Source organism: Arthrobacter sp. GW460-12-1-14-TSB2, assembly GCF_059423525.1.
Genome location: NZ_JBWKYC010000006.1, coordinates 1 through 14,950, shown reverse-complemented (window position 1 = coordinate 14,950; position 14,950 = coordinate 1). Strand labels below are relative to the sequence as shown.

General features: G+C 65.8%; 15 protein-coding genes. 9 read left to right on the top strand and 6 right to left on the bottom strand.

What is annotated here, in order from left to right; all coding sequences use genetic code 11:
- Window position 1: 1 nt before the first annotated feature.
- The 9 genes from lepB (AC07YR_RS09760) to AC07YR_RS09720 all read left to right on the top strand — a co-directional run bounded on the left by lepB (AC07YR_RS09760) (window position 2) and on the right by AC07YR_RS09720 (window position 7,966).
- Window positions 2-679, top strand: coding sequence for a signal peptidase I (gene lepB / locus AC07YR_RS09760; protein ID WP_436057914.1), 678 nt, complete (start codon window positions 2-4; stop codon window positions 677-679).
- Window positions 680-1,585 carry a signal peptidase I gene (gene lepB / locus AC07YR_RS09755; protein WP_494733849.1) on the top strand — a complete coding sequence of 302 codons (906 nt, stop codon included), beginning with the start codon at window positions 680-682 and terminating at the stop codon, window positions 1,583-1,585.
- Window positions 1,586-2,251 (top strand): ribonuclease HII, encoded by a 666-nt coding sequence (rnhB, locus tag AC07YR_RS09750; protein WP_436057912.1) that lies wholly within the window; start codon window positions 1,586-1,588, stop codon window positions 2,249-2,251.
- 55 nt (window positions 2,252-2,306) lie between these two features.
- Window positions 2,307-2,633, top strand: coding sequence for a DUF2469 domain-containing protein (locus AC07YR_RS09745; RefSeq protein ID WP_003806068.1), 327 nt, complete (start codon window positions 2,307-2,309; stop codon window positions 2,631-2,633).
- 512 nt (window positions 2,634-3,145) lie between these two features.
- Window positions 3,146-3,502, top strand: coding sequence for a YraN family protein (locus tag AC07YR_RS09740; protein ID WP_055795913.1), 357 nt, complete (start codon window positions 3,146-3,148; stop codon window positions 3,500-3,502).
- Window positions 3,503-5,047 (top strand): YifB family Mg chelatase-like AAA ATPase, encoded by a 1,545-nt coding sequence (locus tag AC07YR_RS09735; RefSeq protein WP_494733848.1) that lies wholly within the window; start codon window positions 3,503-3,505, stop codon window positions 5,045-5,047.
- Between the two features lie 10 nt (window positions 5,048-5,057).
- The gene (gene dprA, locus AC07YR_RS09730; protein ID WP_494733847.1) at window positions 5,058-6,242 is read left to right on the top strand and encodes a DNA-processing protein DprA; all 1,185 of its coding nucleotides are present in this window, start codon (window positions 5,058-5,060) and stop codon (window positions 6,240-6,242) included.
- A gap of 47 nt (window positions 6,243-6,289) precedes the next feature.
- Window positions 6,290-7,216 carry a tyrosine recombinase XerC gene (locus AC07YR_RS09725; protein ID WP_494733846.1) on the top strand — a complete coding sequence of 309 codons (927 nt, stop codon included), beginning with the start codon at window positions 6,290-6,292 and terminating at the stop codon, window positions 7,214-7,216.
- A 246-nt stretch (window positions 7,217-7,462) separates the two neighbouring features.
- Window positions 7,463-7,966 carry a DUF3145 domain-containing protein gene (locus AC07YR_RS09720; protein WP_011692312.1) on the top strand — a complete coding sequence of 168 codons (504 nt, stop codon included), beginning with the start codon at window positions 7,463-7,465 and terminating at the stop codon, window positions 7,964-7,966.
- 84 nt (window positions 7,967-8,050) lie between these two features.
- Here AC07YR_RS09720 and fabF read toward each other — a convergent pair whose 3' ends face one another.
- From fabF to AC07YR_RS09690, 6 genes are all read right to left on the bottom strand, one after another.
- Window positions 8,051-9,289 (bottom strand): beta-ketoacyl-ACP synthase II, encoded by a 1,239-nt coding sequence (fabF, locus tag AC07YR_RS09715; protein WP_494733845.1) that lies wholly within the window; start codon window positions 9,287-9,289, stop codon window positions 8,051-8,053.
- Window positions 9,290-9,447: 158 nt separating this feature from the next.
- The gene (locus AC07YR_RS09710; RefSeq protein ID WP_028271673.1) at window positions 9,448-9,693 is read right to left on the bottom strand and encodes an acyl carrier protein; all 246 of its coding nucleotides are present in this window, start codon (window positions 9,691-9,693) and stop codon (window positions 9,448-9,450) included.
- Between the two features lie 122 nt (window positions 9,694-9,815).
- Window positions 9,816-10,877 (bottom strand): beta-ketoacyl-ACP synthase III, encoded by a 1,062-nt coding sequence (locus AC07YR_RS09705; RefSeq protein WP_055795815.1) that lies wholly within the window; start codon window positions 10,875-10,877, stop codon window positions 9,816-9,818.
- A complete protein-coding gene (locus tag AC07YR_RS09700) occupies window positions 10,874-11,803 on the bottom strand; it encodes an ACP S-malonyltransferase (RefSeq protein WP_436057907.1) in 930 nt (309 codons plus the stop codon). The genes AC07YR_RS09705 and AC07YR_RS09700 overlap by 4 nt, the downstream gene beginning before the upstream one ends.
- 87 nt (window positions 11,804-11,890) lie before the next feature.
- Complete coding sequence (locus AC07YR_RS09695; protein WP_028271676.1) at window positions 11,891-13,135, bottom strand: PucR family transcriptional regulator; 1,245 nt, start codon at window positions 13,133-13,135, stop codon at window positions 11,891-11,893.
- A 171-nt stretch (window positions 13,136-13,306) separates the two neighbouring features.
- Window positions 13,307-14,950 (bottom strand): transketolase-like TK C-terminal-containing protein (locus AC07YR_RS09690; RefSeq protein ID WP_494733844.1); only part of this gene is annotated, 1,644 nt, incomplete at its 5' end.

Genomic DNA, 14,950 nt, shown 5'->3' with positions numbered 1-14,950 from the left:
CATGGACCAGTCAGAACGCCAGCCCAGGAAACTGGGCTGGCGTTTTGCGTTCCTGGCCATCGCGCTGGCCCTGCTCATCAGCGGGCTTGTCCGCGGACTCTGGCTGGATGTCTACTACATCCCGTCCGCCTCCATGGAGCCGCTCTTCGGCGCAGGCGACAGGATCCTCGTTTCCCGCACTGACTTCCAGTCCGAGCCGGTCCGGCGCGGTGATGTGGTGGTCTTCGACGGCCGCGGGACGTTCGCCCCGCTCAACAGCGGCAACGGACCGCTGCAGGACGGCGCGGCGGCAGCCGGCCACTGGCTTGGCATCACGGGCAGTGATACAACCTACATAAAGCGGGTTATCGGGTTGCCCGGCGATCATGTTATCTGCTGCGATGACCGGCAGCGGCTCACAGTTAACGGTCAGGCGCTTGAGGAACCATACCTCTATGGCGGAGACGCTCCGAGCAAGCAGAAGTTCAGTGTGATCGTTCCGGCCGGACGGTTATGGTTGCTTGGAGACCACCGGTCCATGTCCGCAGACTCCCGAAGCCTGCTGGGCGCCCCGGGTGGCGGCATGGTGCCCCTGGACCGGATCATCGGCAGGCCGGTCCAGATTATCTGGCCACTCGACAGATTTGCGGCTGTACCCCGGCCCGCAGAAACCAGCACGACAACGAAGGACGGACAGTAGATGCCCGAGATTGACCCCCGGACTCCTGATCCGTTCAAGCGCGACCGTGCCGGCCGCGAACTCGCGGGGACTGCCACGGACAGGGATACAGCCTTTCCGGAGGAAGCTCCGGATACCGGCCTGCCTGCAGAAGCCGATGCGCCCGCTCACCGGACCGACAGCCGGGCCGCCGGTTCGAGAGGCGCCCACTCGAAGTCGCGCCCGCCGAAGCCGGCGAAAGAAGGCAGGGCCCATGGCCCGGTGTACCTCTGGATCAAAGAGGTGCTCACGGTGGTGGCCATCGCCGTGGTGTTGTCCTTCCTGATCAAGACCTTCCTGTTCCGGGCGTTTTATATCCCGTCCGAATCGATGGTCAGCACGCTTGACGTAAACGACCGGATCTTCGTCAACCTGCTTGTTCCGGAGCCCTTTGCCCTCGAACGCGGCGACGTGGTGGTCTTCAAAGACACCAAGGGGTGGCTGGTGCCCACGCCGGAGAAGGCTGACGGACCCTTCACCTGGGTCCAGGACGGCCTGACGTTTGTGGGGCTCCTGCCCGACAATTCGGAGCAGCACCTGGTCAAGCGCGTCATCGGACTCCCCGGCGACCATGTGGTGTGCTGCGACGCGGGCGGCAAACTCACCATCAACGGCCAGGCCGTGGATGAAACGTACGTCAACCCCGCGGAGGTCCCGGACATCCGCAACTTCGATGTCGTCGTCCCGGACGGCAAGATCTGGGTCATGGGCGACAACCGGAACCACTCGGCCGATTCCCGGGCCCACCAGGAAAGCAACGGCGGCTTCATCGACATGCCGGACATCGAGGGCAAGGCGGCCGTGATCGCCTGGCCCCTCAACCGCCTGACAGGGCTGGGCAACTATCCCGATGTGTTCCGGAACGTACCCGCACCGGCTGGAAAATAAATGTCCCTTGCACCGACCCTCGACTACGAGCACCGCTTCCTGAGCTCTGGTGCCCGGCTGCTGGCCGGCATCGACGAAGTAGGGCGCGGCGCCATTGCAGGACCCGTGACCGTCGGAATCGCCGTCGTGGACCTGACCCGGCCGGTGCTGCTCGACGACGTCCGCGACAGCAAGCTCCTGAAAGAAGCCGACCGGGAGCGGCTGGAGCCCCTGGTGCGGAACTGGAGCGTCGCGTCGGCGGTCGGCCACGCCTCTGCCGCCGAGATCGACGCAATGGGCATCATCGCGGCCCTGCGGACGGCCGGGACGCGGGCCTGGCTCCAGATCCTGGCGGCCGGCATCACCCCCGACGTGGTGCTGCTCGACGGAAGCCACAACTGGCTCTCACCGGAAACGCAGGCATCTCTCTTCGACGACGCACCGGCCGGGCCCGGCTGCGACGCGCCGGTCCACACCCTTGTCAAGGCGGACATGCAGTGCCTGAGCGTGGCCGCTGCCAGCATCCTGGCCAAGGTGGAGCGGGACCAGCTGATGCGTTCGCTGCACGATGAGTACCCATCCTTCGGCTGGAACGAAAACAAAGGCTACGGGACGGCGTCCCACAAGGAGGCCCTCAAAGCCACCGGGCCAACCCCCTATCACCGGGTCAGCTGGCAGATTCTCTGACCCTGGATCTCCGACCTTGGCCGCGGGGCCGCGCGGAATGGTGCAAGATGGAACCATGAGTGCCGAGGATCTTGAGAACTATGAAACCGATATGGAGCTGCAGCTCTACCGCGAATACCGTGACGTCGTCGGGCTGTTCAGCTACGTAGTCGAGACCGAGCGGCGTTTCTATCTCGCCAACCACGTGGACCTGCAGGCGCGCAGCGCCGACGGCGAAGTCTATTTCGACCTCACCCTCCAGGACGCCTGGGTGTGGGACGTCTACCGCTCGGCCCGGTTCGTCAAGAGTGTGCGGGTGATCACCTTCAAGGACGTCAACGTCGAAGAGTTGCCCCGCAACGAGGAACTCGCCCTTCCCAAGGACGTGGACCTGGGCAACTGACCGCAGCGGCTGACGCACGGGTAGCCGGGCCGGGCGCCTGAAGCGGGTAGGCGACCACCGTATCAGCGGGTTGCACTACCTGTTTTTTGCCCGGGGTCTGGCATCCAGGCCGTCCTTGGCGCGAGACTACTGTAAGGGATTGATTCGTAGTTCTGTTCCGACGGCTTACCGCAGTGCGGGGGGTTCCGCGTCGTTCAGACAAATACTGGCGGTGCTTGAATCGAGCACCGCAGGCTCGTACTGGCACCGCCTACCAGGCTGAAATCAGAGAAGATCTCACCGTGAAAATACTCTGCTGGTTCCTAGGGCACATCTGGAGCAGCCATGCCGGATTCTATGATGAGCGGCCACACCAGTCTGCCCACTGCATGAGATGCGGAACCCGCGCCTAGCGCCTCGCGCAACGCTGCAACATCTCCTCCACAGGACTCTTTTGACCGGGTTTCCCACATAGCTCCCTCCGCCGGTTTGCCGGCCTCCGCCTCTCCAGCAGGCTGATGGCGGAGGTAACAATGAGAGCCAAAGACTTGCTTGGCCGGCGCGGCGAAGAATTAGCGGCCGGATATCTGGAATCACAGGGCATGCGGATCGTGGACCGCAACTGGCGCTGTCCCGAAGGTGAAATCGACATCGTCGCCCTGGACGGCGACTCGCTTGTCATCGCCGAAGTGAAGACGCGTAAATCCCTCGCCTACGGTCATCCCTTCGAAGCCGTCGGTGTTGCCAAACTGGCGCGGCTGCACCGGCTCGCGTCGGCATGGTGCCGCGACCACGAACTCCGCATGCCTTTCCGGCGCGTCGACGTCGTTTCAGTCCTTGACGACGGCGCCGGCCAGCCGCGTGTGGAGCACCTCAAAGGGGTGGGGTAGGTGGCCCTGGGCAGGACCTACTCAGTGGCGCTTGTGGGACTCAACGGGTACATCGTCGAGGTCGAAGCCGACATCGGCCAGACCCTCCCGGCCTTCGTCATACTCGGCCTTCCGGACGCCTCACTTAACGAAGCCAAGGAACGCATCCGGTCCGCCGCGCAAAACTCTGGCATCCCGTTGAGCCGCAGAAAGATCACCGCGAACCTTATCCCGGCCTCGCTGCCCAAACGGGGTTCCGGCTTTGACCTGGCCATCACCATGGCCGTCCTTCGCGCCGCGAATGACATCCGCTCCACAGAGCGGACAGTGTTTATCGCCGAACTGGGCCTCGATGGCAGGCTCAGGCCGGTCCGGGGAATCCTCCCGGCCGTCATGGCCGCCGTGCAGGCCGGGTATGCGGACATTGTGGTGGCGCACGCAAATGCGGCTGAGGCTGAACTCGTGCCGGGGGCCAGGGTCCGCGGGTACAGGACACTGGCCCGGCTCGCATGTGACTTCGGGGCGGATCCGCAGGAGCTTGCCCTGGATTTCGAACCCGACGACGAAGATTCCTCCGACGCCGCCGCCTCCGGGGCCGGGATGGCGCCGGATATGTGCGACGTCTCCGGGCAAGGTGATGCCAGGAGGGCGCTTGAAGTTGCTGCCGCCGGTGCCCACCATCTGCTCCTGTCCGGTCCGCCGGGGGCCGGGAAGACAATGTTGGCTGAACGGCTTCCGGGCCTGCTGCCGGATTTGGCTGACAACGAGGCCATGGAGGTGACCGCCATCCACTCCCTGTGTGCGTTGCCGACTGCCGCCGTGCAGCTCCTTCGCCGGCCGCCGTTTGAGAATCCGCACCACAGCGCCACAGCCGCCGCCATCATCGGGGGTGGCTCGGGGTTGCCGCGGCCGGGAGCGGCGTCCAGGGCGCACCGTGGCGTACTGTTCCTTGACGAGGCTCCGGAATACGAGCGGCGGGTCCTTGACGCGCTCAGGCAACCCTTAGAGAGCGGCGAACTGGTGATCCACCGGTCTGCGGGCACCGCCGCCTATCCGGCAAGGTTCCAGCTTGTGCTTGCTGCCAACCCCTGCCCTTGCGGTAAGGCTTCGGGCAAAGGGCTCGACTGCACCTGTACGCCGATGATGAGGCGCCGGTACCTGGCACGGATGTCCGGGCCTCTGCTGGACCGGGTGGACATCCAGCTTCAGGTGGAACGGGTTTCGCTTGCGGACTTCGGCCGGACGGGCGCGGAGGAAGACACTCCTGCAATCGCCGCCCGGGTCCGTGGCGCCCGGGAGCGTCAGCTGCTGAGACTTCGCCCCCTGGGGCTGGAAACCAACTCACAAGTGCCTGGCCGCGTGCTTCGCGGGGCATTGCGCCTCTCGTCACCAACCACGCGAATCCTGGACCACTCGCTCGAACGCGGCGTCCTCACCGCCCGCGGATACGACCGCGTTCTGCGCCTCGCGTGGACGCTGGCGGACCTGGCCGGCCGCGACACCCCGGACCACGACGATATCGGGCAGGCGCTGGGACTCCGGCAAGCTGCCTCGGCTGCGGCCTGAAAGGAAAACGATGACTGACACTGAACGCATAGCGCGGGCCGCCCTGTCGCGTCTGATGGAGCCCCAGGACGCCGTGGGCCTGGCGCTCGTGAGGACCGCCGGTGCCGTGGATGCGCTTCGAATCGCCACCGGACAGCTGGCAACCGGTCCCGAGCTTGAGCAGGCCATGACAGCGCTGCTGGCAGAGAACGGCACCAGCAGCTGGCCCGGAATGAACGCCTCGCTCAGGCGCTGGGCCCCCCGGATACCGGACCTTGCTCCGGAGCGGGACCTCGCCACCATGCACCGGCTGGGCGGCCGCATGATCATGCCGTCCGACGCCCTATGGCCCAGGCAGTTGACCGACCTGGACCTTCATGAACCCATCTGCCTCTGGTGGCGCGGGGTGGAACAGCCCCTGCCCGCGGCTTCCAGGTCCATTGCGCTTGTCGGGTCCCGCGACAGCACCAGCTACGGTGCAGCCGTCACCGGCGACCTCGCCTATTCGCTGGCCCAACGGGGCTTCACCATCGTCTCCGGCGGGGCTTACGGGATTGATGCCCACGCTCACAGGGCTGCGTTGGCGGGTACCGGCGACACCATGCCCACCATCGCCGTGGTGGCCGGGGGAGTAGACCGCTTCTATCCATCCGGCAACGAGGACCTGCTCAGGGCCGTCGCAAACCAGGGTGCTGTCCTGGCTGAAGTCCCGCCCGGATCCGCTCCCACCCGGTACCGTTTCCTGCAACGGAACCGCCTCATCGCCGCGCTGTCCTCAGTCACTGTGGTGGTGGAGGCCCGCTGGCGCTCCGGTGCACTGAACACTGCCCATCATGCCGAAAACCTGGGCCGCGCCGTCGGCGCCGTCCCCGGATCCGTGCACAGCGCCAATTCCGCAGGCTGCCACCGGCTGATTCGCGAGGGGGGAGCCGTGTGCGTTACTGATGCCGGGGAAATTGCCGAACTTGCCTCTCCCAGTGGTGAGTCGCTGGCCAACCTTGGCCCGGGACAGCCCGCCGACCATGATGGCCTCACGCTGGAGGACCTCATCCTGCTCGACGCACTACCGCTGCGGACCACCAGTTCTGTCGAAAAGCTGACTTCAGTTGCCGGGTTAAGTGCTGATTCCGTCAGGGCGGGGCTGGGCAGGCTGGGGTTGTTGGGGCTCGCTGAATCCGAACGAGGCGGTTGGAAGCGTTCCCGCAAGGCGTGTTGAGTCACGTGGTTCGTTGCGTGGCCGCCAAATGATGGGAAAGTGGGAGCGTGGACACCCCTGATCTTCCCGCAGCCCTCGCTGGCGCCGCACACGGCTTCGGCCGCTACCTCGAAAATGAACGCGCCAGGTCGCCCCACACCGTTCGCGCCTACCTGTCGGACGTCCACAGCCTGCTGTCGGCCGCCGCAGCCGACGGCGCCACCGACCTCGACGGGATCGAACTAGCAACGCTGCGGCGCTGGCTCGGCACGCAGAGTGAGGCCGGCGTGTCCCGTTCCACACTTGCGCGGCGGGCAGCCACCGCACGGTCCTTCACCGCCTGGGCTGTCCGTGAGGAGCTCCTCGAGGCCGACCCGGCGCTTCGCCTGAAGGCGCCGAAGCGGGAAAAGTCCTTGCCCGGCGTTCTGCACCAGCAGCAGGTTGTCCGTGTCATGGACGGGCTGAAGGCTGCTGCTGAAGACGGCGGAGTCCTCGCCCGTCGAGACCGCGCCATGGTGGAGTTGCTCTACGCCACCGGTGTCCGGGTGGGGGAGTTGGCAGGGATGGACGTTGACGATCTCGACCCCGACCGCCGGACGCTGAGGGTGGTCGGCAAGGGCAACAAGGAGCGGACGGTGCCGTACGGGCTCCCGGCTGCGGTCGCTGTCGACGACTGGCTGCGACGCGGACGGCCACTGCTGGCAGCCGAGGGGAGCGGTCCGGCACTCTTCCTGGGGGTCCGGGGCCGCAGGGTGGACCAGCGGCAGGTTCGTGCGGTGGTGAAGGACCTTCTTGACGCGCTGGGCGACACCGCTGCCACCGGTCCGCACGCACTCCGGCACTCTGCCGCCACCCATTTGCTGGACGGCGGAGCCGATCTCAGGGCCGTGCAGGAGATCCTCGGCCACAGCAGCCTGGCCACCACGCAGATCTACACCCACGTCTCGGTTGACCGGCTCCGGCGAAGCTACCAGCAGGCGCACCCGCGCGCGTGACATTTCCAGACCGCTTCCGGCGCGCCGAATTGCACTGGCGTAATTAGGCGGGGTACGGCACAATAAGAGTCATGCCCGGCAACTCTCAAGTCAGGCTTGAAGCTCGCCCTCAAGCAGTTTCAGGCATCAGCCGGCACTAATTTCATAGCTTTGCAGGGACCACGGCAGCATGCGGACCCGGCGCGGCAGACACACATCCAGGCAGAGGTCGTTGGGGAAGACGTACCTACAGCTATGGAGGATGGAATGTCTGTTGCAATGACCCGCGGTGTCTTGTTCGTTCACTCGGCCCCGACCGCCCTGTGCCCCCACGTTGAGTGGGCCATTGGGTCTGTCGTGGACAAGCGGACGGACCTTGAGTGGACTGCTCAGCCTGCTGCGCCCGGAATGTTCCGTTCGGAACTGTCCTGGACCGGCAGCCCGGGCACCGGCGCGCTGCTGGCGTCCGCCCTGCGCGGCTGGGCGCACCTTCGCTATGAGGTCACTGAAGAGCCCAGCCAAGGCGTAGACGGCGGACGGTGGTCGCACACTCCCGAGCTGGGAATCTTCCACGCCGTCACCGACGTGCATGGCAACATCATGGTCTCCGAAGACCGCATCCGCTACGCCTACGAATCCGGTGCCGGCGACCCGTCCGCCGTCTACCACGAGCTGTCACTTGCCCTCGGCGAAGCCTGGGACGAAGAGCTCGAGCCGTTCAGGCACGCTGCCGAGGGCGCACCCGTGCGCTGGCTGCACCAGGTGGGCTAACCGGCCGCCGTTTTGCCACAACCTCCATAACGCAAGAGGCCCCCGCCGGACGGGGGGGGCCTCTTGCTATTGCTAGCGCGGACGTTAGATGCTGCGGACCGCAATCACGGCATTGTGGCCGCCGAACCCGAACGAGTTGCTCAGTGCCACGATGTTGCCGGAGGGCAGGTCGCGGGCAGTCTTGGTGACGACGTCGAGCGGGATCTCCGGGTCTTGGTTTTCCAGGTTGATGGTCACCGGCGCCTTGCGTTCGTAGATGGCCAGCACGGTCAGCACGGCCTCTACCGCACCTGAGGCACCCAGCAGGTGGCCCATCTGTGACTTCGTCGCGGAGACCGCAACATTGTCGACATGCGCGCCAAGGGCGGCACGAAGGGCAGTGTATTCCGGCTTGTCACCCACGGGCGTGGACGTCGCGTGGGCGTTGACGTGGACCACTTCCTCAGGCTGGATCCTGCCGTCGAACATGGCCGCCTTCAGGGCACGGGTGGCTCCCAGGCCCTGCGGGTCCGGGGCGGTGATGTGATAGGCGTCTGCCGTCACGGACGTTCCGGCGAGCTCGCCGTATATCCGGGCTCCGCGGGCCAGGGCATGTTCCTCGGCCTCGATGACCAGGGCGCCGGCGCCTTCACCCATGACGAAGCCGTCGCGGCCCGTGTCATAGGGGCGCGATGCGTGCTCGGGATCGTCGTTGCGGCGGGAAAGAGCCTGCATCGAGGCGAACGCGGCAATGGGCATGGGGTGGATCGCCGCTTCGGCGCCACCGCAGACCACGACGTCCGCCTTACCGGAACGGATCAGGTCCAGGCCGAGGTGCAGGGCTTCGGTGCCTGACGCGCAGGCGGACACCGGAGTATGTGCTCCTGCACGGGCGCCAAGGTCGAGGCTTACCGCTGCTGCCACGCCATTGGGCATCAGCATGGGCACGGTCATCGGCAGGACACGGCGCGGGCCTTTTTCGCGCAGCGTGTCCCACGCGTCCAGCAGGGTCCATACGCCGCCGATACCCGTGGCGAAAGCCACAGCCAGACGGTCGTGGTCCACTTCGGTAATGCCGGAGTCGGCCCAGGCTTCGCGGGCAGCGACAACGCCGAACTGCGTGGACGGATCCATGCGCTTGGCTTCCACGCGGCTCAGGACGTCCAGGGCGGGAGTGGAGGCGCGTGCTGCGAAGTGGACGGGCAGTTCATACTTCGCTACCCAGTCGTCCTCGAGCGTGCGTGCGCCGGAGACGCCCTTCAGCGCGTTATTCCACATTGTGGGGACATCGCCGCCAATGGGCGTGGTGGCACCCAGACCGGTAATGACTACTTTGCGTGCCATGGGATCACTCTCTATCGGTGCGCATGCCGAGTCCGGGAAATGCCTGGCCGGGGATGCGTGGGGAAAACTTGGGGTCATTCAGCGGTGTCCGGTCCGGAACGCTGGATCAGCGCCCCGGACCGAATACCGGATTCGGCCGTTGCCGGCAGGAGCCAGGACTAGGCCTGTGCGTCGGCGATGAAGCTGACAGCGTCACCGACGGTCTTGAGGTTCTTGACCTCTTCGTCCGGGATGCGCACGCCGAACTTTTCCTCAGCGTTGACCACGATGGTCATCATGGAGATGGAGTCGATGTCCAGGTCCTCGGTGAAGGACTTGTCCAGCTCGACGGCTTCGGTGGCGAGGCCGGTTTCTTCGTTGACGATTTCAGCCAGGCCGGCCAGGATCTCTTCGTTGCTAGCCATTGATGGCTCCTTTTCTTGTTGTTGCCGGCAGGTGCTGCCGGAAATGATTCAAACCGCGGTTACGGCTTGGTTCGCGAATCCGTGCTTTTCAGAACGTATTCAGTTGTGGGTAAAGGGTTCGGCTACGGGAGCACTATCACCTGGGCACCGAACACCAGTCCGGCGCCAAATCCGATCTGCAGGGCCAGTCCGCCGCTGAGCTCGGGGTTTTCCTGGAGCAGGCGGTGGGTGGCAAGCGGAATGGAAGCCGCCGACGTGTTTCCGGCTTCGGCAATGTCCCGGGCCACCTTGACGGTCTCGGGAAGCTTGAGCTTCTTGACCATCTCGTCGATGATGCGCATGTTGGCCTGGTGGGGGATGAACGCTGCGAGGTCTTCCGCCGCAATGCCGGCGGCGTCGAGGGCCTGCTGGGCCACCTTGGCCATCTCCCACACTGCCCAGCGGAAAACAGTCTGGCCGTCCTGGCGCAGGGTGGGCCAGATGGCGGCGTCGGTGACCGCAGCCTCTTCGGTGCTCAGGGCCCCGGATTTGTTCGCGGCAAGGGCAAGCTCACGGACGTCGAGCAGGGAATGCGTCATGCCGATGGCGTCCCACTTGCTGCCGTCCGAACCCCAGACGGACGGTCCGATGCCCGGGGTGTCGGAGGGACCGATCACCACGGCGCCGGCGCCGTCGCCCAGCAGGAAGGAAATCGTGCGTTCAGTGTTGTCGATGACGTCCGAAAGCTTCTCCGCACCCACCACCAGCACATATTCGGCTGCGCCGGAACGGACCAGTGCGTCGCCCTGGGCAATGCCGTAGCAGTAGCCGGCACACGCTGCGGAGATGTCGAACGCCGGAGCGGGCGTTGCTCCGATGCGGTCCGCCAGGCTGGCAGCGGCCGAGGGCGTCGCGTACGGATGCGTCACGGTGGAGACGATCACGGCGCCCAGCTGGCTGGCCTCGATGCCCGCTTTCGCCAGGGCTTCGCGGGCCGCGCCCTCAGCCATGTCAATGACACTGACGTCTGCGGGAGCCCGGTGACGGGTCACGATGCCGGTGCGCTGCCGGATCCATTCATCCGAGGAATCGATCCACTGGCAGACGTCTTCGTTGGTGACGATGACGTCCGGCCGGTAAGCACCGAGTCCGAGGATGCGGGTGTGTTCGCGCATTGGTGCCTGTTTGAGTGCGGGAGCGCTCATGCCTGTCCCTCCAGTTCTGCGAATAGGGCCAGGGCAGCGGTGAGGTCGTCCGGCGTCTTGACGGCAACGGTCTTGACCCCGGGCATGCCCCGCTTGGCGAGTCCGGCCAGGGTTCCGGCCGGTGCAAGTTCAATGACGCCGGTGACGCCGCGCTGCACCAGCGTTTCCATGCACAGGTCCCAACGGACCGGGCGGGAGACCTGGGCGATGAGGCTGCCGACAGCTGCGTCGCCGTCGGTCACTTCCTTGCCGTCAAAGTTGGACAAGAGCGGCACCTGCGGATTCCGGGGTTGCAGCGAGGGCTTCAGCGCTTCCAGCGCCGCAACCGCAGGTGACATGTGCGAGGTGTGGAACGCTCCGGCCACCTTCAACGGGATCACGCGCGCCTTGGCCGGAGGATTCTCCGCAAGGGCCTTGAGCTGTTCGAACGTGCCCGCCGCGACGGTCTGGCCGGCCCCGTTGACGTTGGCCGGCGTGGCGCCGGCTGCTTCAATGGCGGCCAGTACCTCGGCCGGGTCTCCGCCAACCACGGCGCTCATGCCGGTGGGGGTGACCGCGGCGGCAGCGGCCATGCTGTTGGCACGCTCCCGCACGAACGTCATGGCCTCGGTCTCCGTCAGGACTCCGGCAAGCGCCGACGCCGTGATCTCGCCGACGGAATGTCCGGCGAGGATGACAGGGAGAGCGCTGAGTTCGACGTCGAAAAGCGACTTTGCGGCCACCAGGCCGGCCGCCACGATCAGCGGCTGCGCCACCGCCGTGTCCTTGATGGTTTCCTCATCCGACGTAGTGCCGTGTGCGGTGAGGTCGATGCCTGCTATTTCACTGAGGGAGGCCAAATGGCCAGCGACGGGAGGCAGTTCCAGCCAGGGGGCCAGAAAACCAGGGGTCTGGGAGCCCTGTCCAGGGCAGACGATTGCAAGCACGTATCCAGCTTTCCAAATTACCGCGTGATTCTCGGTGTATTCATACACCAAGCTCACTGGGTCAGTTTGTAGGAAGTCTACAACGGTTCAGTTGCCGTTCCGGGACGTTTGGCGTTCGGTGGGTGCCTTGGGCGGCACGGAAAGCCGTCCCACCACGAGGGCCGCCTGAAGCACAAACGCCTCCCGGGGAAGGAGCGGATCCCAGCCGGTGACGTCACAAACACGCTTGAGCCGGTAGCGGACGGTGTTCGCGTGCACAAAGAGCTCACGGGCCGTTGCCTCGAGCGAGTGTCCAAGCTCGAGATAGGTGCCCAGGGTCTCCACCAGTCCGTTGGACGCGGCAATCAGAGGCCGGTAGATGTTCTTGATGAGGGACCGGCGTGCAGCGTCGTCCCCGGAAATGACCCGCTCCGGCAGCAGGTCGTCTGCCGCCACCGGGCGCGGCGCCGAGGGCCAGGCCCGCGCTGCGGTCAGCCCAGCAAAGGCGGACTGCGCCGAGCTGCTGGCTTCCAGCAGGGAACCCGCTTCCGGCCCGTAGACAACAGGGCCGGGGGCGAAGAGTTCGCTGAGCTTCAGGTAGGCGCTCTCACGGTCCTGGACTCCGCCAAGGATCAGGATCAGGCGGTCCCCCTGGATCCCCACCAGCGCGTCCTCGGCGAACCGGCCGGCCGTCCGGCGCAGCTCGCTGACGTAGCTGGCGCTCGGTTCCGACGGCGAATTCCCCACCATTACGGTAAAGCGCTCCTGTGCTTTCCAGCCGAGGGCGGCAATGCGCGACCGCAGGGCATCGGTGTTTTCGCCGCGCAGGATGGCGTCAACAATCAGGGCCTCAAGCCGGGTGTCCCATGAACCCCTCGACTCGGCTGCCCGGGCATAGACATCGGCGGCGGCAAAGGCCACTTCACGTGAATAGCGGAGCACGGCTTCCCGCAGCGCCGGCTGGTCCGCCTCCGGCGCGATGACGGGCACCTGGTCCTCCACCACCTCCACCACGATCCTGATGAGCTGGAGCGCCTTCTGCAGGCTGATGGAGCGGGTCAGCTCGGTGGGGGCGGTCCCGAAAACATCCGTGAGGATCCACGACGGCGAGCTGGGCCGCTCGTACCAGGTCACAAATGCGGCGATGCCGTTCTGGGCCACCATCCCGAGGGCGGACCGCTCATCGGAACTGAGCCGGCCGTACCAAGGCAGCGATTTTTCGAGCTGGCGCATGGTGGTGGTGGACAACTGCCCCACGCTGGCCCGGAGTTTCTTCAGCGTCTGGGTTTTTTCCGGCGTCAGGGCGCGCGAGGCCGGCTTGCGCTTTGCGGGAGTGGGGGTTGGCTCTGCCATGCATCGAGCATACGGTGCGCGCAGGCCAAGCTCCATTTGTGCAAAGGCTACAACTCGATTTGCGCTGCGTCACAAAGACCCGTAGTCCGCCTGACGCCGGGAACACAACGACGACGGCGGCCCCCGCCTTTTTGGTGGGGACCGCCGCCGTCGTGATTCACTGCAGCCGGATCAGGATTCGCCGCCAGCGTTTCCTGTGGAGCCGGCATTGACGTTGTTCAGCCGGTACTTCTCGATCGCCTGGGCAGGAGCCTGGGCGTCCACTTCGCTTCGGCGCGCAAGCATCTCGAGGGAACGGACCACTATGGAGTGGATGTCGTTCTTGAAGAAGCGGCGGGCCGCGGCGCGGGTGTCGGAGAAGCCGAAGCCGTCCGCGCCGAGCGAAGCGAACTCGTTCGGGAGGTACTGACGGATCTGGTCGGGGACGGCCTTCATGTAGTCCGTGACCGCCACGATGGGGCCGGTGGCGCCTTCGAGCTGTGCTGTCACGAACGGCACTCGTGCCGGTTCGCCGGGGTTGAGGAACGCGTCCTCTTCCGCTGCCATGGCGTCGCGGCGCAGTTCGTTCCAGGACGTGACGGACCAGACGTCCGCTGAGACGCCCCAGTCCTCGGCCAGGAGGCGCTGGGCTTCCAGGGCCCACGGAACGGAAACGCCCGAGGCCAGGATCTGCGTGCGGGGGCCGTCGATCTTGGCCGGTGCAAGCAGGTAGATGCCCTTGATCACGCCTTCAACGTCCAGTTCATCCGGCTCGGCCGGCTGGGAGATGGGTTCGTTGTAGACGGTGATGTAGTACATCAGGTTCCGGTTAGTCGAATCCGGTCCGTACATGCGCTCGATGCCGTCGCGGACGATGTGGCCCATTTCGTAGCCGTAGGCGGGGTCGTAGGTGACCACTGCCGGGTTGGTGGCGGCGAGGATGGGGGAGTGGCCGTCGGCGTGCTGGAGTCCTTCGCCGGTGAGGGTGGTCCGGCCTGCGGTGGCGCCGATGATGAAGCCGCGGGTCATTTGGTCCGCGGCTGCCCAGAAGGCGTCGCCGGTGCGCTGGAAGCCGAACATGGAGTAGAACACGTAGACCGGGATCAGCGGCACTCCGTGGGTGGCGTAGGCGGTGCCGGCGGCGGTGAAGGCTGCGACGGCGCCGGCTTCGTTGATGCCGGGGTGGATCAGCTGGCCCTGGGCGGATTCCTTGTAGGCCAGGACCAGGTCCCGGTCCACGGACAGGTAGTTCTGGCCCTTGGGGTTGTAGATCTTCGCCGTCGGGAAGAACGCGTCCATACCGAACGTGCGGGCCTCATCGGGGATGATCGGGGCGATGTGCTTGCCGAACTCCTTGTCCCGCATGAGGTCCTTGAGGAGCCTGACGAAGGCCATGGTGGTGGCTGCCTGCTGCTTGCCCGAACCGCGTTTTGCCACTTCGTAGGACTTCGGGTCAGGAAGCGTGAGGGCGGCGTGCTTGCTGCGGCGTTCCGGAACGGACCCGCCCAGGGCTGCGCGGCGCTCCATCATGTAGGCAATTTCCGGCGCATCGTTGCCCGGGTGGAAGTACGGCGGCTGGTAGGGGTCGCCCTCAAGCTGCTCATCCGTGATGGGAATGCGCAGGTGGTCCCGGAACGACTTGAGGTCATCCAGGGTGAGTTTCTTCATCTGGTGGGTGGCGTTGCGGCCTTCGAAGTGCGGTCCGAGTCCGTAGCCCTTGACGGTTTTGGCCAGGATGACGGTGGGTTTGCCCTTGAATTCGGTCGCTGCCTTGTACGCGGCGTAGACCTTGCGGTAGTCGTGGCCGCCGCGCTTGAGGTTCCAGATCTGGTCATC